Origin of the sequence: Mesorhizobium sp. M0923, from assembly GCF_040319365.1 — a bacterium.
Classification (GTDB): Bacteria; Pseudomonadota; Alphaproteobacteria; order Rhizobiales; family Rhizobiaceae; genus Mesorhizobium.
Genome location: NZ_JAMYNW010000030.1, coordinates 37,873 through 57,155, shown reverse-complemented (window position 1 = coordinate 57,155; position 19,283 = coordinate 37,873). Strand labels below are relative to the sequence as shown.

Annotated in this window: 12 protein-coding genes and 7 pseudogenes; 12 read left to right on the top strand and 7 right to left on the bottom strand. The window is 59.7% G+C overall.

Annotated elements, in window-relative coordinates; translation table 11 throughout:
- Positions 1 to 396: 396 nt before the first annotated feature.
- Positions 397 to 1,335: pseudogene (locus NKH89_RS32185) on the top strand (IS5 family transposase).
- Between the two features lie 203 nt (positions 1,336 to 1,538).
- Here NKH89_RS32185 and NKH89_RS32180 read toward each other — a convergent pair.
- The gene (locus NKH89_RS32180) at positions 1,539 to 2,510 is read right to left on the bottom strand and encodes a LysR substrate-binding domain-containing protein (RefSeq protein WP_352457357.1); all 972 of its coding nucleotides are present in this window, start codon (positions 2,508 to 2,510) and stop codon (positions 1,539 to 1,541) included.
- A gap of 122 nt (positions 2,511 to 2,632) precedes the next feature.
- On the opposite strand from NKH89_RS32180, the gene NKH89_RS32175 reads away from it, so the two are divergent.
- The 8 genes and pseudogenes from NKH89_RS32175 to NKH89_RS32140 all read left to right on the top strand — a co-directional run bounded on the left by NKH89_RS32175 (position 2,633) and on the right by NKH89_RS32140 (position 7,780).
- Positions 2,633 to 3,100, top strand: coding sequence for an ATP-binding cassette domain-containing protein (locus tag NKH89_RS32175; protein WP_352457358.1), 468 nt, complete (start codon positions 2,633 to 2,635; stop codon positions 3,098 to 3,100).
- Positions 3,100 to 3,876 (top strand): amidohydrolase family protein, encoded by a 777-nt coding sequence (locus NKH89_RS32170; protein WP_352911296.1) that lies wholly within the window; start codon positions 3,100 to 3,102, stop codon positions 3,874 to 3,876. Before NKH89_RS32175 ends, NKH89_RS32170 begins: the two co-directional genes overlap by 1 nt.
- A 35-nt stretch (positions 3,877 to 3,911) precedes the next feature.
- On the top strand, positions 3,912 to 4,664 hold the full coding sequence (locus NKH89_RS32165) for an SDR family NAD(P)-dependent oxidoreductase (RefSeq protein WP_352453729.1): 753 nt from the start codon (positions 3,912 to 3,914) through the stop codon (positions 4,662 to 4,664).
- Positions 4,665 to 4,683: 19 nt separating this feature from the next.
- Positions 4,684 to 5,523, top strand: coding sequence for a transketolase (locus NKH89_RS32160; RefSeq protein WP_352884912.1), 840 nt, complete (start codon positions 4,684 to 4,686; stop codon positions 5,521 to 5,523).
- Entirely contained in the window at positions 5,520 to 6,542 is a 1,023-nt protein-coding gene (locus NKH89_RS32155) for a transketolase family protein (RefSeq protein ID WP_502896969.1), read from the top strand. Before NKH89_RS32160 ends, NKH89_RS32155 begins: the two co-directional genes overlap by 4 nt.
- 101 nt (positions 6,543 to 6,643) lie before the next feature.
- Positions 6,644 to 6,930 (top strand): annotated as a pseudogene (locus NKH89_RS32150) (transposase); the annotation flags it as partial.
- Positions 6,931 to 7,001: 71 nt separating this feature from the next.
- A pseudogene (locus NKH89_RS32145) lies at positions 7,002 to 7,157 on the top strand (ATP-binding protein); the annotation flags it as partial.
- 266 nt (positions 7,158 to 7,423) lie between these two features.
- Positions 7,424 to 7,780, top strand: coding sequence for a hypothetical protein (locus NKH89_RS32140; RefSeq protein WP_352453730.1), 357 nt, complete (start codon positions 7,424 to 7,426; stop codon positions 7,778 to 7,780).
- Between the two features lie 138 nt (positions 7,781 to 7,918).
- Here the strand turns inward: NKH89_RS32140 and NKH89_RS32135 are convergent, their stop codons facing one another.
- On the bottom strand, positions 7,919 to 8,887 hold the full coding sequence (locus NKH89_RS32135) for a glycosyltransferase family 10 domain-containing protein (RefSeq protein WP_352453731.1): 969 nt from the start codon (positions 8,885 to 8,887) through the stop codon (positions 7,919 to 7,921).
- A 536-nt stretch (positions 8,888 to 9,423) separates the two neighbouring features.
- On the opposite strand from NKH89_RS32135, the pseudogene NKH89_RS32130 reads away from it, so the two are divergent.
- Positions 9,424 to 10,547, top strand: a pseudogene (locus tag NKH89_RS32130) (tyrosine-type recombinase/integrase).
- A 242-nt stretch (positions 10,548 to 10,789) separates the two neighbouring features.
- On the opposite strand, the gene NKH89_RS32125 reads toward NKH89_RS32130, so the two are convergent.
- Positions 10,790 to 12,451, bottom strand: coding sequence for a tannase/feruloyl esterase family alpha/beta hydrolase (locus tag NKH89_RS32125; RefSeq protein WP_352493621.1), 1,662 nt, complete (start codon positions 12,449 to 12,451; stop codon positions 10,790 to 10,792).
- Positions 12,452 to 12,642: 191 nt separating this feature from the next.
- Between NKH89_RS32125 and NKH89_RS32120 the strand changes: the two are divergent.
- Positions 12,643 to 12,961 (top strand): annotated as a pseudogene (locus NKH89_RS32120) (integrase); the annotation flags it as partial.
- A 198-nt stretch (positions 12,962 to 13,159) separates the two neighbouring features.
- On the opposite strand, the pseudogene NKH89_RS32115 reads toward NKH89_RS32120, so the two are convergent.
- The 3 genes and pseudogenes from NKH89_RS32115 to nadE all read right to left on the bottom strand — a co-directional run.
- Positions 13,160 to 13,222: pseudogene (locus NKH89_RS32115) on the bottom strand (hypothetical protein); the annotation flags it as partial.
- 661 nt (positions 13,223 to 13,883) lie between these two features.
- Positions 13,884 to 14,966 carry a sensor histidine kinase gene (locus tag NKH89_RS32110; RefSeq protein ID WP_352911294.1) on the bottom strand — a complete coding sequence of 361 codons (1,083 nt, stop codon included), beginning with the start codon at positions 14,964 to 14,966 and terminating at the stop codon, positions 13,884 to 13,886.
- Between the two features lie 405 nt (positions 14,967 to 15,371).
- Positions 15,372 to 15,703, bottom strand: a pseudogene (gene nadE, locus NKH89_RS32105) (NAD(+) synthase); the annotation flags it as partial.
- A gap of 1,013 nt (positions 15,704 to 16,716) precedes the next feature.
- Here nadE and NKH89_RS32100 point away from each other — a divergent pair.
- Positions 16,717 to 18,783 carry a carbamoyltransferase family protein gene (locus NKH89_RS32100; RefSeq protein ID WP_352911291.1) on the top strand — a complete coding sequence of 689 codons (2,067 nt, stop codon included), beginning with the start codon at positions 16,717 to 16,719 and terminating at the stop codon, positions 18,781 to 18,783.
- Between the two features lie 85 nt (positions 18,784 to 18,868).
- Here NKH89_RS32100 and NKH89_RS32095 read toward each other — a convergent pair whose 3' ends face one another.
- Positions 18,869 to 19,045 carry a hypothetical protein gene (locus NKH89_RS32095; RefSeq protein ID WP_352911289.1) on the bottom strand — a complete coding sequence of 59 codons (177 nt, stop codon included), beginning with the start codon at positions 19,043 to 19,045 and terminating at the stop codon, positions 18,869 to 18,871.
- Positions 19,046 to 19,283: the final 238 nt, after the last annotated feature.

The following is a 19,283-nucleotide window of genomic DNA, read 5'->3' as shown; positions in this document are numbered from 1 at the left end:
AAACAACGCTAAGGGAGAACAAACGGTGATCTGATTTCGTTCGACGCTCGTTTTCGAGAGCCGTTCTGGGTCGTTCGCAATCAACTGTGTAGGCCAGCGGAGCGAGCAAGGAGCGCCAGATCCGGACAGGGCTGAGTGGGGTGTTTTTCCGGAAGGTGGGGCCATGCCCTAAGGGACACGAGATGTAGTGGACTCGTCGATCCGCGCGGTTTCGATTCGCGCACCCCGGGCACAACGCTGGGATAAGTCCCATCAGATGCTCTCCGGTGGCCGTCATCTGTTTAGCTGACATTGGGCCGAGGGCTTCCAGCACGAGCCACATGGCGGGGGTATCGGCCGTGACCATGGTGCGCCGCCCCTGCCGTCAATGCCAGCCGCCGTCACCGAGTCGCGAAGATGAAATTCAAGGTGACAAACTGGCCGGAATACGAGGCGGGCCTTCGGCGGCGCGGCAGTCTGACGCTGTGGTTGACAGAAGAAGCCTTGGCCAGGTGGCATGCGCCGCGAAGAACGACCCGCAGCGGCCAGCCCCGCTATTCCGATCTCGCCATCGAGGCGGTCTTGACACTGGGATGCGTCTTCGGGCTTCGTCTGCGCCAGAGCGAGGGATTGGCGACCTCGCTGCTCGATCTGATGGGGCTTGATCTACCGGTTCCCGATCACACGACGCTAAGCCGCCGGGGGCAGATATGGGAACCATCGGCCAAGCGGCAGCGGCATCCCGAGACGGTCCGCTGCATGTGCTGATCGATAGCACCGGATTTGAAAGTCTACGGCGCCGGCCAATGGCTGGAAGACAAGCACGGTGCCAGATCACGCCGGACCTGGCGCAAGCTGCATTTGGTTCTCAATGCCGACAGCGGCGAGATCATCGCCCATTGTCTGACCGACCAGGACGGCGACGATCCCTCGCAGGTGAAGCCGCTGCTCGACCGGATCGATGCAGAGATCGACCAATTCACGGCCGACGGAGCATATGATAGCGGTCCCACCTACTGCGCGGTGCTGCAACACAGCGTCACCGCAAGGATAGTCGTCCCGCCACGTTCAACGGCCGTGGAGAGTGATGACACCGGACCACCCGGTCAAAGGGACGGTCACATCACGGCGATCGCCAATGATGGAAGGCTGAATTGGCAGGCGTCCACCGGCTATGGCAAGCGCGCCCTGATCGAGACCGCCGTCGGGCGCTACAAGGGGCTGATCGGACGTCGCCTGCGAGCCCGCTCCTTTTCGGCTCAGCAGACCGAGGTCGCCATCGGCTGCGCCGTTCTCAACCGCATGACGGCGTGCGCACGCCCGGAGTCCGTTCGCAGCCCGGCAAGGCCGACATAGCAGGCGGCATCAAAGAGCTGATTGTGCCTAATGCCACATTTGTGCACCAACGCCTTGTGGCGCGGGCAGCCGCAGGCACAGGCTACGCGGAAAATGAAAAGCGGGGCCAACCCATTCGCTTGCACACAGCCTGCGTTTTGCCAGCTCCTCAACCGCAACGTGCTGTCAATCTTCGTCTTGCCATGTCTTGAACGCCGAACTGTTCACGCCATTGGCGCCGCTTTGTCATCCCGTGCCCCGAAATGAGGCCGTCGTTCGAACGATATGCGCAGTTGCTTATCCGCCAGAAACCGGCGAGCCAGATCGGTGTCGCGCTTACCCACGCGTGACACCCAGTCCGAAAACAGGCGAACCGCGCGCCGGTTCATATGCCGCGAAGGACAGACCAGCCAGTATCCCGGAAACTCGATGACCTCGAACTCTATCGAGACCGGAACCAGAGAACCCGACACCAGGTCCTCGAATGCGATGGATGTGCTTTCCAGGACCACACCTGCACCGTCCTTCGCCAGTTGAACCGACATTGACGAACGGTCGAAACGATAGGGATACGTCATGCGGGCGCCCTGGATACCGTTGCACGGCAGCCAATAATCCCACCGGAAATAGGCCTTCACACTGTCGATCAACCGCGCATGGCGAAGCTGCTCGCGCGGATCCGGTGAGATCGCGCGCAGTTCGGCAAGATAGGAAGGCGAGCACATCGGCAGGATCAGATCGTTGACGACGCAATCCGAATAAAGGCCGGCCCAGCCGCCGTCGCCATAACGAAGATCGAGATCGATGACCTCCGTTTCGAAATCCGAGAAATTGGGCGTGGCGTCGACGCGCAAATTCCAGCTCGGATAGCCCTTGCTGAACTCGGCCAACCGCGGCGCCAGCCATTTCTCGCCGAAGGAAGGACTGACGCGCAGGCTAAGCTGGAAGCTTTCGCGCTGCCGCACAATGGCATTACGCACCTCGCGTATGGATTCGAAAGCCTGGGTCGTGGTCTGGAAGAGCCGCTCACCGTCGATCGTGAGCGAGAGATGGCGCTTTTCGCGCTGAAAAAGCCGCACCCCGAGTTGGTGTTCGAGCAGCCGCAGCTGCTGGCTAACCGCCGAAGGTGTCACCTGCAATTCCTGAGCGGCCTTTGCCACGCCGCCGAGCCGCGCGACTGCCTCGAAATGCGTCATCGAATTGAACTTGATGTCTGACCTCGTCCTCGTCAGTTAAGCTCAGCTACACAGAATGTTAAGAAACGAAAATTGAGCCGAATGTCAATCGGTCGCACAGTGGTCCCGGAAGGAGATACAGGATGGAGCCGAGTTCAACCCAAAGCTTGGGTAGCGCCGGCAACGTGCCGGGAGTTGGACAGGTATTGACCAGGAAGCCCCTGATCGAAGCTGCCAATATCGAGAAGAGTTATGACGCAACCCGTGTCCTGCGGGGTGTGAGTTTTCAGGTCCGGGCCGACGAAATCCACGCGCTCCTGGGCGGCAACGGCGCCGGCAAAAGCACTCTCATCCGCATCGTCACAGGGCTGACCTCACGCGAAGCCGGCGAGATTGGCTTCGCCTCGTCGAAGGCCGACCACAACAGCCCGATCATCGCGGTGGTGCATCAGGAGCTGGCGCTGTTGCCCGAGCTGTCCGGTCGCGGAAAACATCGGCATTGTGCATGCGAGGTCGGGCTGGTGGCAGATCAGCCGTCGCCGCACGCGCGAAACTGCGCTCGGAGCGCTCCAGCTGATCGACCCAGCGATCGGCGAAGCGATCATCGATAATGCCGGCACGCAAATTGTCCCTCCACGAAGGCCAGATCGTCCAGATCGCTCGTGCCCTTTCCACCGCAGCCGAAGTGCTGCTTCTCGATCCCGGCGATCCGGTTGGGGAAACCCGCTGGCTGCAGGAGATCGCCAACAAGCGAGGCTTTCCGCATGGCATCGTCGGCTATGCCGACCTGTCCCAACCCGACGTCGGCGACCTCCTCGACCGCCACATGGAATATCCGAACTTCCGCGGCATGCGGCAGCCGATGAATTATCATCCCGACCCCGCCAATACCTATCTGGCGCGGCCGGAGGTCAGTCGTACGCCCGAATGGCGGCGCGGCTTCCGGGAGCTGGCGAAGCGCGGGCTGAGCTTCGACCCGCAGCTCTACTATCCGCAGATGAGCGAGTTCCTCGAACTGGCGCGCGACTTTCCCGACGTGCAGATCATTCTCAATCACACCGGCATGCAGGTCGACGGCGCCGAGCATTTTGGCGCCTGGAAAAAAGGCATGCACCAGTTAGCGCAAGCGCCGAACGTCGCCTGGATCTCGGGCCTCGGCATGGGCGACTGGACTTGGACCACGTTCTCGATCCGTCCTTATGTCGAGGAGGCGATCGCAGCCTTCGGCGTCGGCCGCTCGATGTTCGCGACGAACTTCCCCGTCGACAAGCTGTTCTCGAGCTTCGACGCCATTTTGAACGCCTTCAAGGAAATTACGATCGCCCACCCGCACGAGGAGCGGCTCGCGCTGTTCCATGACAACGCCGCCCGGTTCTACCGACTTTAGATCACCGGCAAACAGAAATAGCAGGAGAGTTCGACTTGTTGCTGAAGGGCAAGGCCGTGGTGATTTCGGGGGCCGCGGGCCCCCGGGGAATTGGCCGCTCCACGGCAGCGCTGATGGTACAGCACGGGGCTCGCGTTGCAATACTCGACCTGGATGACGGGCAAGCGCGTGACGCCGCTGCGTCGCTTGGACCCGACCATATCGGCCTTGCGTGCAACGTCGCGGACCTCGACGCCTGCAAGAGGGCGGCGGCGCAAGTGACAGAAACCTTGGGCAGGATCGATGTGCTCTGCAACAATGCGGGCGTCACGCAGCCGGTCAAGACGCTGGAGATCAGCGCGGCTGACTGGGACCGCATCCTCGATGTCAACCTACGCGGCGTGCTCCATCTCAGCCAGGCATTCATCCCGAACATGCGCGAAAATGGCGGCGGCTCGATCATCTGCATGTCGTCAGTTTCGGCCCAGCGCGGCGGCGGCATCTTCGGTGGCCCGCACTATTCGGCTGCCAAGGCGGGTGTTCTGGGGCTTGCCAAGGCCATGGCGCGCGAATTCGGTCCCGAAGGCATCCGCGTCAACTGCATCACACCGGGCCTGATCCAGACCGACATCACCGGCGGCAAACTGACCAACGCCATGCGCGCCGACATCATCAAGGGAATCCCGCTCAGCCGGCTGGGCGAGGCGCGCGACGTAGCCGGCGCCTATCTCTTCCTGGCTTCCGATCTGGCCAGCTACATCACCGGCGCCGTGATCGATGTCAACGGTGGGATGCTAATCCATGGCTGAGTGGACAACGGAGCTTGAGATGCCTCGCGCTGGCAGCAATGTCAGCCTGGCCGAACGAGCCTATCGTATCCGCCGACACGCCGTGCGGATGGGTCAAGTCCAGGGCCAAGGTTATGTCGGACAGGCGCTGGGTGTCGCCGACGTGCTTGCCGTCGCCTATTTCCATGCGCTTCGTTACCGGCCGGAGGACACGTTGTGGGAGGGACGCGACCGCTTCCTGCTGTCGATCGGACACTATGCGCTCGCGCTCTACGCGGCTCTGATCGAAGCGGGCGTGCTGCCGGAGGAAGAGCTCGAAACCTATGGCAGCGATGAAAGCCGTATGCCGATGTCCGGCATGGCGCCATACACGCCCGGCATGGAGATCACCGGCGGCTCGCTCGGTCACGGCCTTGGCATTGCCGTTGGCATGTGCATGGGGCTGACGCGCAAGCGAAGCGACAGTTTCGTCTACAATCTTTTGTCCGACGGCGAGCTCGGTGAGGGCTCGACCTGGGAAGCCGCGATGTCGGCCGCCCACCACAAGCTCGACAATCTCATTGCCATTGTCGACTTCAACAATCAGCAGGCCGATGGTCCGTCGACGGCCATGCTCTCCTCCGAACCGGTGACCGACAAGTTCGAGGCGTTCGGCTGGCATGCGCAGCGCGTCGACGGCAACGACATCGAGGCGGTCCGCAAGGCCTTCGACATGGCGCGCGGCCTGAAGGAACCTCGTCCGCGTGTGATCGTTTGCGATACGCGCATGGCCAAGGGTGTGCCATTCCTGGAAACCCGCGACATCACGCATTTCATCCGCGTCGAACCGCACGAATGGACGTTAGCGCTCGAAGCTTTGGAAAAGGGACGTCCGCGTTGAAGTTGTCAAAGTTCGCGCCGCGCCACGCCGCCAATGCCGGTGAGCGCAAGACCACATCGGCGATGATCGCGTCGATCGCGCCCGATGGCGTACCGACACGCAATGCGCCGTTCGGGCACACACTGGCCAGACTGGCGCACCAGCGGCCCGGGATAGTTGGCCTGACGGCGGACCTCGCGAAATACACCGATCTCCATGTCTTCGCACAGGAGCATCCGGACCGCTTCTATCAGATGGGCATGGCGGAGCAGGTGCTGATGAGCGCCGCCGCCGGCTTGGCGCGGGAGGGTTTTACGCCCTTCGCCACCACCTACGCCGTCTTCGCATCGCGACGTGCCTACGATTTCATCTGCATGGCGATCGCCGAGGAGAAACTCAATGTGAAGATCGTCTGCGCCTTACCGGGGCTGACGACCGGCTACGGCCCCAGCCACCAGGCGACGGAGGACATCGCGATTTTCCGCGGGATGCCGAACCTGACGATCATCGACCCTTGCGACGCGCTCGACATCGAACAGGCCACGGAGGCGATCGCGGACTACAACGGGCCGGTCTACATGCGGCTTTCGCGCGGTAAGGTTCCTGTCGTGCTCGACGAAGACGACTATACATTTGAAATCGGCAAGGCGCGAATGCTGCGCGAGGGCGCGGACGTATTGTTCATTTCCAGCGGCCTGATGACCATGCGCGCGCTGGAGGCCGCGAAGGCGCTTGAAGCCGACAGGATCGGCTGCGCCGTTCTGCACGTTCCGACGATCAAACCTCTGGATACGGAGGCGATACTCGCTGCCGCGCGCCGTTCGGGACGGCTGGTGGTGGCGGCGGAGAACCACACCATCATTGGTGGCCTTGGCGAAGGCGTTGCCGCGCTGCTGATGCGCGAGAGAGTGACCCCAGTCTTTCGCCAGATCGCCCTGCCCGACGAGTTCCTCGACGCGGGCGCGCTGCCGACGCTTCACGATCGCTACGGGATCTCAACTTCCGAGCTCGTGCGCCGCGTCCGCATTTGGAGCGAATGAGAAGTAAGAGCTCTTACAACAGTTGAGTCATCGACCTTGACCTTGCCCCTCTTATCTAATCCGGTTTGAAGTTCGTTCTGGCCCATCGAGAGGACCAGGACATGAAACGTAGCCGCTTCTCTGAAGAGCAGATCATCGGAATTTTGAAGGAACATGAGGCCGGGGTATCGGTTGCCGATCTGTGCCGCAAGCACGGGGTCAGCGACGCCTCGATTTACAACTGGAAGGCCCGCTTCGGCGGGATGGATGTCTGCGAGGCTCGGCGACTGAAGGCTCTGGAGGACGAGAACACGCGGCTGAAGCGGCTTTTGGCCGACGCCATGCTCGACAATGCCGCGTTGAAGGATCTTGTGGGAAAGAAATGGTGACGCCCGCGGCCAAGCGGAAACCTTTCCAGCGACCAGATCGATCAACTTCAACGCCGACTGCAACGGACCAGGCGATCAAGGAAAGGTGCATCATGAAGCATTCGCGGAGCCGACAATAGCCGACGCCATTCTCGACCGGATCATCCACAACGCCCATCGCATCACCCTCGAAGGCGACAGCATGAGAAAGCAAAAAACACCGCCGCCCTTGACCGGCGCCGAAAACGGCGAAATCAATCGCAAATGACTTCAACCAGGCAACCGAGCGCCGACCCCATCCTGCTGTCCGCGAATTAGTGAAACTGCTGTCCGCGATTTAGCGGAACGACTGTCCCGTTTTTGCGAAATACGCACGTCCGACGCAGCTTGCGTTGACAGAGGCGGTTTTACGCGCAGTTGCAATAGCACTTCCGCCGGCCTATTTTTGTGGAGTTCAATTGTGGTTCGGCCAAGGGCGCTTTGGGCGCCGGACCGGCCCCGTGTAAACCTCATTAAAGAGAGACGAACCCTGCCATGGAAGAATTCTTATCGCGCATCGCCACTGGTGCCGGCATCGGCCCGGCTCTCGCAGAGAAGGCCGTTGGGTTAATGCTGGGTTTCCTGCAACGCCACGCGGCCGACGGTCCCGTTGCGCGCATGATCGCGGCCATTCCCGGAGCTTCGGAATTAGTGGCGAAGTATCATGGCAACGACCCAGAGGGCGGAGGCGGCCTCATGGGGCTCGGCCAGCAATTGATGAGTGAGGGTCTCAGCATTCTAAAGATCGCCGCCATCGCCAACGAGACGATCGCCTTCGCCAAGGAACATGCCGGCGACGAACTCGTGGACGAGGTCCTCAATTCCGTTCCTGGCCTTCCCCAGTTCGTCTGATCAGCGGCAGCCGGGGGCGCATGACCTCGTGCGCCCGTGCTGGCCCGTCTGCGCAGGTAGGCATTCTCCGCCGAGCGCTCCGTACCGATCTCGCCAGACCACCAACCGCCGGGCACGCGAAGCGAGCGTTGGAGTACTTCATTCGTCTGTCCCAAAATCGACCGCAGGCGAACCGATGTGTATAACTTCCGGCGGTAAGGGTTTATCGTGAACGCTTTCGATGAAGCCCGCGAGATAAGCAAACGTATTGTATTTCTCAAGAACCAACCGCTTCGCCTCTTGTATTGCGCCGCGACGCTCCTTCCAGAGGTCCGAGTCGATGATTTCTTGAATTTTTTGGATTACGTTCTTGTCCTCTGGGTCAATCAGAACCATTGAGTCGGAAGGGAAGAATCTCGTGATTGCCGGGCTGCCGTAATAGATCGGCATTGTTTCAGCAACGAAGCAGTCCATAAGCTTCTCTGTAAAATAGTAATCAGCACGAGTATTCTCGAAAGCTATACTGTAACGGTACGGTGCGAGTGCGTCCCATTTATCTCCAATCAGCCGAAAACCTCGGCCGAACAGGTCAAAATCGAGCTCCTCTCTCAGCCGTTCCAGAAACGCCAGCCGATATCGATGCCCTTTAAGCAGGGCGATGTTACTGGTAATCCATGAGAGCCGAAGCGGCTTGTCCACGACTTCGCTGACCAGAAGTTGGTCATATGTCTTTGTTACAGACCAAGACCGAGTGATAGGTGGAGACAAAACGAATCGGCGCTCTGCATTCTGCCGAGCAGCCAGCTCTGCGTCAGACGTCAGGACGATGGTATTTTTCCCTTGCCCTTCATGAAATGCGCGATGAGCTTTCGTCGGCGGTTCGCCGATTGCAAAAATTGTCCTGTTTGGACTCGCCTCGATATCAACAGGGAGCCCAAAAATAGAAGCAGAGTTAAAGACAATATGCCAATCGGGCGCGAAGGATGTCCTGCGTACAAAAGCGACATTGTTCCAGATTCCACTGCCCTTTGGAGTGAGATGGTGGATTGCATCATCCAAAACGCCCCAAGAATCCAGACATGTAGCAACAATGGGCGCCGGACGTTCCGTCAACAATTTGGTCGACAAAGCAGTTCCACCCCATTCACTTCCGTTGGACCGGGAGCAACTCGTGCATCGGGCGCAAGACCTCTCTGCGCCTGAAATAGCTCGCGATCCTGATCGGTATCAAACACACGATTCTGTGCGACTTCGCGATTCTGTGCGACTTCGCGCCATTCGACAACTCATCTCTAAGACCGCGGGAATCCCTTCACTCGTGAAGGTACTCAATCGCCATTTCGGATTGCGGTAAGATTGGGCAGCATAAACCTTCCGGGACCCGCTGTCGAGGCAATTGTCGCTTTGCACCTAACCAGGTTCTTCCTCACTTTGTGTGGTGATCAGGCCGGTTGAGTGGCAGCATGCGTGCCCTCTAAAATATGGAAGTTGACTACATTCTTATTATTAATCGGGATATACGACCAGTTTAGAGGCGGCTCGCCTCTCACAGGCGACGTTTGCAGCGGCGACGGCAGATCGAGATATTGGCGGGTTGATGCCGGGGCTTTGTCCGAAATCTGTGGTCCGATTTCGGACGAAGTGACGGTCAAGATGTCCGAAACATGCTACGAATTTCGGACAAGCTTCACACACAAAGCGCCGCGGCTTTGCCCGACATCATCGATATCGTCATGCAGATGGGCGATGCCGACCTAGCCTCGTCCCCTCCCCTTCCAGCCATTGCCAATCCCAGCCTGCCTGCGCATCTTGAGGCGCTCGCCGGCCGCGTTCGCGATTATATCGAGGCGGCGAGTTCGGCCAACACGCGCCGCGCCTACGCAGCCGACTGGAAGCATTTTTCGAGCTGGTGCCGGCGCCAAGGCATCGAGATGTTCCCGCCCGATCCTCAGGTCGTCGGGCTCTATATCGCCGCCTGCGCGTCAGGTATGGCCACTGGCGACAAAAAGCCCAACACCGTTTCAACCATCGAGCGCCGGCTTTCGTCGCTCTCCTGGAATTTTGCCCAGCGCGGCCAGCCGCTGGACCGCAAGGACCGGCATATCGCCACGGTGATGGCTGGCGTTCGCAACACCCACGCCTCCCCTCCCCGGCAGAAGGAAGCGATCCTGCCCGAGGATCTGATCGCATGTTCGAGACCCTCGACCGCGGCACGCTGCGTGGTCTGCGCGACCGCGCCATGCTGCTTTTGGGTCTCGCCGGCGGCCTTCGCCGATCCGAAATCGTCGGCCTCGACGTCGGCAGGGATCAGACCGAGGACGGGCGCGGCTGGGTCGAGATTTTTGCCGATAAGGGTCTGCTTGTCACATTGCGCGGCAAAACCGGCTGGCGCGAGGTCGAAATCGGCCGCGGCTCCTCCGACGCCACCTGCCCTGTGGTCGCTCTGCAGACCTGGCTAAGACTGGCGCGCATTGCGCACGGACCGCTGTTTCGGCGCGTTGCTGGTCAAGGCAGAGCCGTCGGTGCCGATCGCTTGAACGACCAGGAGGTCGCACGCCTGGTCAAGCGCACGGCGCTCGCCGCCGGCGTGCGCGGCGATCTGTCGGAGGGCGAACGGGCCAAGAAATTCGCCGGCCACTCACTGCGCGCCGGCCTCGCCTCGTCGGCCGAGGTCGACGAACGCTATGTGCAAAAACAGCTCGGCCATGCCTCCGCGGAGATGACGCGAAATTATCAGCGCCGGCGCGATCGTTTCCGCGTAAATCTCACCAAGGCGTCCGGGCTCTGATGCCCCCGTTTTGTCCGCTGGGATGAGGCGGTCAGATCTCAGGCGATAACAATTACCTCATCGAGCACAGCGAGCGCTGTGTCCAGACTATCGGCGGCCGACGCTTCGTAGTCAGGCATGATCATCAACTGCGTTATGGCACGGCCCACAAATTCCGGGTTTAGCTTTTCCAACCGATCCTTGGTCCGGGAGACCTGTTCCGGGAATGCGCGCAGATTGAAGCGAACAAATGACGAGGTCTCTTATCCCCGACACGAATAGCTCGCGATCTCATCGGGATTTCCCTTACCGCCATAGGCAGCTTGAGTGGGATAAGCGCAGATCGGCTGGTGCTTGCCGGGGAATGCCTTGCTGCCAGCCGCGAGAGAATCCGGAGCCTTGTCTTGGTTTATCCAGCCCTCGATGGCGGCCAAAGGATCAAAGTCGTCGAAGGCTTGGCCATCGCCGCAGTGGGTCATCCCCGGGATTATGAACATGCGCACGAAACGGCGAGTCGCTTCCAAATCGCCGCCGCTTGTGACCTCGACGACTTGCTTGTACCAGCGCACCAGATCGTTGGCTGAGAAGACCGGATCGGAAAGTCCCTGAAACAAGAGCAGCTTTCCACCGTGGGCAGCGAAGCTGGCGAGATACGTGCCGGTCGCATCATTGAGCTTGGCCGTATCCGCAACGCGTGCCGGATCCTTGTCGAAGTCGAACTTCAGGGGGTCAAAATTCGGCGCCGGGGGCGTCATGAAGTAGTATTGAAGCGAGCGGGCTCCCAGAACGATGTTATTTGCATCCGACTGGGAAGTGGGGGAATTGCCCAGCTTCCACATTCTCCAGTCCGCGCCCGCAACGCCCGTATCATATGGCCAATCGCTGTAAAGCTTTTCGCCATCGGAGCTTTCCGGACCCGCGAACGCGCGGCTCATGGCCTGCACTTGACCAGCCGTGAGGCAGCTGTCCGTCTTATCGCCTTGGCAGGACAGGACCTTTGGGTCGAACCGGCACTGCTGCCAGGCGTTGATGACGCCATCCTCAATGCCATCGCGGGCATCACAGGCAGCGAGAACCGCCTTGGCGACGATGTTCAGATCCTGCTGGGAGAAGGCGCGGGACAGAATGGGATGGCCGGCCTCATCCTTGGGAGCGATGCTCATGTACTGGCGAGTATCCCAGGCTTCGGCAATGTTGGCGGCACTGAGACGAAAACCCGGGCTACCTGCAACAATGCCGTCGAACTCGAGCGGATATCGCTGAGCCGCTATCAACGCCTCACGACCGCCATTCGAGCATCCCATGAACACCGACTTTTTCGGAGCCGCCCCATAGAACTTTGCAATCACCTGCTTCGAGACCGAAGTGACTTTGCCAATGGAGGCGTACGCAAAATCAATGCGTGCGGCTTGATCGACCCCGAAAGCCGGATCGGGGCTTGGGTGCCCGCCATCCATGCTTACAACAGCGTAGCCGCGCAAGAGCCCGGGAGCCGCGGTCGAGTTCCGGCAAGGAATGGTCCCGACGGCCGGCGCCAGGAAGCCATCAACTGCGCCGCCGCCCTGGAAAAGGAACATGTCGTTCCAGGTCGTCGGAAGACGCACCTCAAACCGGGTGCCATATGATTGACCATCGACCCCCTGGCGTTTCCCGATAACACCTCGGACAAGGCAGTGCCCGCCCACTTTTACCGCCTGAGGCGAGGCGCCGGTGAATGCAGTGAAGGGATCTGCGGGGATCTCCTGCGGCTTTTGAAGGCTAGCCTCGGTAAAGATCACGCTTGGAATTTTGAGCTTGGCGATGGACCGGCACGCCTGATCCGACGCGTTTGCCGCCAGTGCAGGCGCACATACACATATAATCGCCAACATCAGTGCCAGCGTGCACCCGCGGTCCCGCAGCTTGAGCCCGTTAGCCAAGAACATACCCATCCTCCCTGGATGCGCCCGATAGCCCGAAAGCTGATCGCATTGGTAGCTAGTTGTGAGCTTTCAGTAGCTTGTCCATCCGGTCCGAACCGGGAAAGCTGAGATTGTCGAAGCTTCAGTGACTCCAGGGGGACCGGATGAACATCCATAAGAATACCGGTCTGACGCCGCTCGGTCGAGAGCGGATTTTTTGCGCCTGGGCGCGCCGGCAGCACCTCGGAGGTGTTGCCGCCTGATCCGCAGACCGTCGGCCTCTACATCACGGCCTGTGCATCCAGAAAGGTTACAGGAGACAAGAAACCAAACTCTGTGGCGACGATCGAGCGCCGTCTCTCCTCCCTGGCGTGGAATTATACGCAGCGTGGCGAGCCGCTCGATCGAAAGGACCGCCATATCGCCACCGTGCCCGCCGGCATCCGTAACAGCCACGCAAAACCGTCTGTGCAGAATGAGGCCATACTTCCCGAAGACCTGATCGCCATGCTGGAGACGGTGCTCCGCAAGACCCATCAGGTCGCCCCAGGCCAGAGCAACCGGCTCGTCCCCGGGGAGGACGAAACGGTCGACCACTCCGCTTGTTCGACTTGTGTTCGGGCGACTTATCCCGGCTTCTATGCATCGCGCTTCGGCGCGGCGACCTTTGTCCAACGCGCCAAGCCTTTGAACCGAATCGCTGTAGACGGAAGTCGCGGCGAGCTTCGCGTTGTTGATCGGAGCATCGAACCAGGCGTCGTATCCGCGGTATCCACCCCATCGTCTGTCGCGCAATCTGTTGGCGAGCGCGTCCTCAGCCGTTCGATCGCGGCCGTCTTTGCCGCAAACTATTATATGGCGGCCGCCGATGCCATTCGGGCGCGCAATATCTCAGGGGTTGAAGGATCGTCGATCAGTTTTCCGATGTCTTGGCGGGCCGCGATGATCTGCACATGACCCTACAAAGATTGCGCGTAGTAGGAAATACTGGTGCAACTGGTCACCCCAGGCGTCAGGATAATCGTAGAACCAATCGAACGAATGCACGCATCGCGGTTTGCCTACAGCACTGCTCTCCTGTCCCGATAGCGCAAATTCGCGGTTACCTCCGGCCACGAACAGTCGGACCAATTTTATTTGTAGGTTAGACCTTCGTCCTCGGCAAGATTGGCCAAGCGATGACTCGCTGCTGAATTGCCGGCCCGCGCGTGATGAGCGCGAAGGCGTCAGGTGCCCCCGCCGTCAAGACTCAAGCCGCAACGTAATCAGGCGGGAGTGCCTTCCGCTAGGTGGGGATGGACTGGCCGCCGAAGTCAGAAGCAGCAAGCCTGGAGCATAATGGAAGACCTCGACCATGTGAAACAGGCCGTGAAGGGCGACCTAGCCTATTTGCAGCCACCTGCTCAAAGCCGCGACATGAAGCCAGCCGCCAGCCTGCTAGTTCGACAGCAACCGTTCAGCTTGCTGCCGCCGACCGCTTGAAAACGATGGTCACCTTCGTCCCTTTGCTGGCGCTAGAATCGACTGCGAACTGCGCCTTGGCGTTCTCGGTCAGCGAGCGCGCGATCAGCGCTCCGAGCTTGCCTGGCTTGGGCCACGTCTCGCCTTCCGGCAGGCCGATTCCGTCGTCCGCCACTATAACCCGGCAGCCGTCGCCATTGACGACGCTGTGCAGTGTTATCGTGCCGCCATCGCGGCCCCGGAACGCATGCTTTAGTGAATTGGTCAGCAATTCGTTTACGACCAGCCCGGCCGGCATGGCGACGTTTATTGACACGGGATATGTATCCACCTTCATATCCAGCCGGATCCCCTCGACTGCATGCGAGCTCATCACCGCGGACGCGATCTGGCTGAGATAGACGCCAAGATCGACCTCCTCCTTCGGCTCGTCGGCCGTTAGCGTCTGGTAGAGGATCGCCAGAGCGTCGACGCGACCGGCGAGCCGCTCAAACCGTCTCCGGTCGGCCTCGGTCGCGTTGCGGCTTTCCAGCCGGATCAGCGCGGTGATCATCTGCAGGTTGTTCTTCACCCGGTGCTGCAGTTCGCGCAGCAGCGTGTCTTTCTCGCTGACACGCTCCTCGGCCGAGCGCTGATCTCCCGCCTCGCCGTGAGCCGATACGTCGACCAGGGCCACCAGTCGGAAGCAAACCTTACCGTTGTCGTCTTCGATCACGTTGGAATAAACGTCGACGATCGCGGGTTTGTCCTCGCCGCGCTCCAGCCTGAAGGTGCCGACCAAATCGGTTCCCTCGACCACCGCCTCGGCTAGCGGCCTGTCCTTTTGCTGATGGAGGCCCGTGCCTAAAAGGGCCGCCCAGTTTTCTTGGGTGAGCCTGGCGGCCATCAGGCCTGAGAGTTTCTCGAATTCCGGATTGGCGTAGACCACGCGCTCTTCACCGGCAAGGTCCGAAACGGCTATGGCGATCGGCACCTGGTCGAGGAATTTCTTGAACTGTTCGCTTTCCAGTGCGGTTGCAAGGTCAGGTGTATCAAGTAACTGCTCGACCGCCTCAGCCTTCTCTGAATCCGATGTCATTTGCGCGCCTGTTCTGTGCGGATGATATCAACAATGCGGCGAGCCCGCCATCGCCAAAACTGGAGCTGCATCTCACGTTTCGCATCACGCATCTGACAACCAGCTCTGCATAGCGTAACGGCCGCACGTCTAGCATTGCGACCGGCCGAAGGAGAGCGGCAAGGATCGGCTACAATCCAGGTGCCTTGGAATGTCGAAGCGACCGGTCAAGTGGGTACGCTGCGGAAGATCGATAGAGCAGGCATTCAGGGAGAATGAGTTCGCGTGCCGGCCTCGGCGATACGTGCCGACACTGTCAACCTCATGACCGCATGCGGGCTGAAAGAGCAGCGCTTCGCTCCAGCGGTAATTCAGGCCGCTAGCTGCCTAACTGCGGCAAGCCCATCGATCGTGTATGTTGAGACGCTATTGCCGATGCCTAAATATCGAACCCGTCATGGCAATCGTTGTGACGGGAAGCGCTCGCTTATGGGCTGTGCTGGAATGCGCATGAAGTATACGCCTGTGCGCCGCTTCGTTGATCTCTTGGCCTTCGAGGAAGTCGTCAATCTCATCGTATGTGAGACCGGGACGAGGTTCTCCAGGTGGGCGGTCGGGATCTTTTCAACAAGATCAGACGGAGCGCCCAGACACACTGCCAAGGCGCGAACTCTGCGCTTGCTCAGCCCGGAAAAAGGAAGAATGTCTGCGGCACCATCGCCGAACTTGGTGAAGAAGCCCATCAAGGCCTCGGCTGCTTCGAAGCGACTTCTGAAAAAGAAGTGTGGGTTTGCTCTCATACCCTTTGCTGAAAAATGTTGTCATAGAGCGCATGGAATGCCACGCGCTTCGAATCGGAGTAGCCATCCGGGAAGCCTGAAGCCCCTTTGAAGCGCATGTCCGGCAGCTATTCATAGCGTGGATGACTTTGATCGAAACAAACGATTTCATAACTCTTCGGAAATCTTGCATGGACAAAAGCACGTCCGCACCGGTCACCCATCCAAAGGAGAAAATCTTCCATGCGCCCTGACGTGCAGTGGAGGTCGTGCCGAGAAGTGAGTTGCAACTGGCCGATCATGTCGGCGGTTCGACGCTAGTCGTCCCCAATGTTCCTGAGCTGCGAAGTCTTGCAGGCGAGCCAGCTGCCCAGCGCGATTCTGCTTGTGGCGGGCTTTTGCCGCAGGCAGTCCGCTCGTTTTGGGCAGCGGATTGGAGACCCGGCCGGCAGCGCTACCATACAACATCAGCGCACTTTACATCTACGCGGTATTGCCGGGCTTCCAGTCGGTGCCATGTTTGGCCGACGAATGACGCGATGCGGCCTCCTGCACAAGCGAAGGCGTTATCGGATGTGCGACCGGGAAGCAGGCGGACAGTGCAGCACATGTCAGTCGCCTGTGCGACGGTCTTTCGGGGAATGAAATCGGGCCAGTTCACGGCGCGGCATTATTCGTCAACAGCCGCCCCTTCGCAAGGATATAGGCAGCCCGCGTCACAAGTTCGTGCTGCAGATGAAAACGGCATCGCCGGCATGCAAGTCAGCAGCCGCTCAAGATTCGATGATCCAGCCAAGCTCTCGGCGTCATGGAATGGCAGGCGCCACGATCGAAGCATCTCATGTTGATTCAGGCGGACCCTTATGAGGCGTTCTTTGATGCCGGTGATGCCTGACAGGCGGTTGCAGCTGCAAGCGACAACGCGGCCTATTTAGTTGGAAACGGTCTGAGGCAGGCCAATTTGGCTTGCCCGTCACTATGTGGAGAAAGAAATGCTGTGTCTAGGAATTAGCGGCGGACTTGACCAAGTCCATGAAAACCGATTCGAGCTTCGGAACGCCTTTATGCACGATGGCGCCGCGGTGCTCGTCCGAGACGGACGGGTGATAGCAGCCGTCGAAGAGGAACGCCTCAATCGGATGAAACACTCCAACAAGCTCCCAATTCGTTCGATTCAATACTGTCTGTCAGCGGCGGGGGTTCAGCTCAACGACATTGATCGTGTCGCGCTCTACGCCAGCGAGCCCTATGCCAACGCCATGCTTGAAGGTATGTCCGCATCCCACCCGGACATTCTCTCCATTCCGTTGGATGCTAAAACTTTGGTGCAGGATCTGTTAACGCGTGAGTTCGGCACTAAGTTGGACAGTTCGCGTATTTCATTCGTAAGTCATCATCAGGCGCACGCCGTGAGCGCCTTTGCAATGTCGGGCTTCGAACAAAGTCTCATTCTAGCGATTGATGGCTCTGGTGATTTCCTATCGGGCCTCTTGGCGGTAGGGTCTGGCACAGAAATTACGCAACTCGAGGCTTTCCCCGAGAACAATTCTCTTGGGCTGTTTTATCTCGAGACGATCCGCTATCTCGGCTACGGCTTGTTCGACGAGTATAAGGTAATGGGACTCGCGCCCTACGGCGACCCCGCTCCCTATCGCGAGCTCTTCGAGCAGTTCTACGAGCTCTCCGCCAACGGCGGTGGCTACCGTGTTCACCTCGACCGCATCGGTACGGCGTTGCTCCGCAATATCGAGGTCAGGCGAAAGGGAATGCCCTTCACCCAGCAGCATCGAGATGTGAGTGCGTCACTGCAGGAAGCGCTTGAGCGGATCGTGTTCCACATTCTCCGGCATCACCGTGAGGCCACCGGCATGAAGCGGTTGTGCCTGGCGGGGGGGGTGGCCCACAACTGCACGATGAACGGTAAGCTGCTGTATTCAGGGCTTTTCGAAGACATTTTCGTGCAACCCGCGTCTCACGACGCTGGCTGCGCATTGGGAGCTGCGCTGATAGTCTCTAACGAGATGGGCCGCCCCGCGCCGTGTGAGCGACTGCAGGGGGTCTATTGGGGTCCTGATCTCGGGAGCGAGCGCGCCGTGCAACAGGAACTGAATGCATGGGCCGGACATCTCGAGGTTGAACGCTCTGATGACGTGGCAAGCAGTGCAGCCGACTGGATCGCCAACGGCGCCGTGATCGGCTGGGTGCAGGGTCGTTCGGAGTTTGGGCCACGTGCGCTGGGCAACCGCAGCATTCTTGCCGACCCTCGGCCCGCCGCAAACAAGGACCGGATCAATGCGATGGTCAAGAAGCGCGAAGGCTATCGGCCCTTCGCGCCATCTGTGCTGGAGGAGGATGCGAGCGAATTTTTCGACCTCCCGGACGGTAGGCACGAATTTCCATTCATGAATTTCGTCGTTCGCGTGCGTGACTCAAAGCGCGCCTTGCTCGGTGCCATCACGCACGTCGACGGTACCGCTCGCCTGCAAACAGTATCGCGCAACGCCAATCCCGCGTACTGGGAGGTCATCAATGCGTTCAAGAAGCGCACAGGCACTCCAATTCTGCTCAATACGTCCTTTAACAACAATGCCGAACCGATCGTGGATTCGGTTGCAGACGCGATTGCCACCTTTCTGACGACAGAGCTGGATGGACTTGTGGTCGGGCCATTCCTGGTAAAAAAGCGGGCTGCAACGCTGCAGGATTGGACTGCGCTTGCGGTTTCGTTGCCGCCCTATGTGTCCCTCCATCAAACCCGCGCTTACAAAGCGCCAGATCGTCGGGAGACTCACTGCGAGATCAGCACGACCCACTTCAGCAGTGACAGTGTACGAATTTCACACGATTTGTTTAATCTGCTGATGCGGATTGAGGGCGAAGCCGTGTTGGGAGATCTCCTCAATACAATTGCGCCGGATCAGGCTAAGCGTGAAGCTCTGATGGAGGGCCTGCGACGGCTGTGGGAGCAGCGCCTCGTTCGATTGCATCCCTCACAAGCTGCTCGCATGGATCAAGACTGCGATCAAACGCTGGACCAGCATAACAGGCTCTCAGCGTGATAGAGGTGCCGCTATCCAAGCTCGGCGAATAATGGTGTTCATCGATGCCGCCTGCCACCTCACCGCTGGCAGGCAGTCGACTTCATCACAGGGTTGATTCGTCCACTTCACCTTGGACGACCGGACGCGCAGAAAAAAGCGGCTGCGGCGGGTCCTTGCTAGCGACCGTGATGCGGGACCACAGCGACAGGGCGTGCCCGAGACGGTCAATGCGGCCGGCGATGTCGTCGCCGGCGGCGACGGTCGCATTCAGGATCAGCATCGACCAAAGAGCGAGGCCACTGCCGTTATGCTCCGAGATCTGGGGACGGCGGCTTGGCGATCACCGTCTACTCGGCGTTGCCGAACTCACTGCATGCGAGACCGTGACGAAGCCCTTCACATTGCGGGTCGGGACATAGCTGGCTTTCTTGGCGCGCTACCATCGCTAGAGATGCAGACTTCGCCCAACAGCTCCTGCTGGAGCGCGGCTTGGATCTGATGGCAGAATTCTTGCGGAG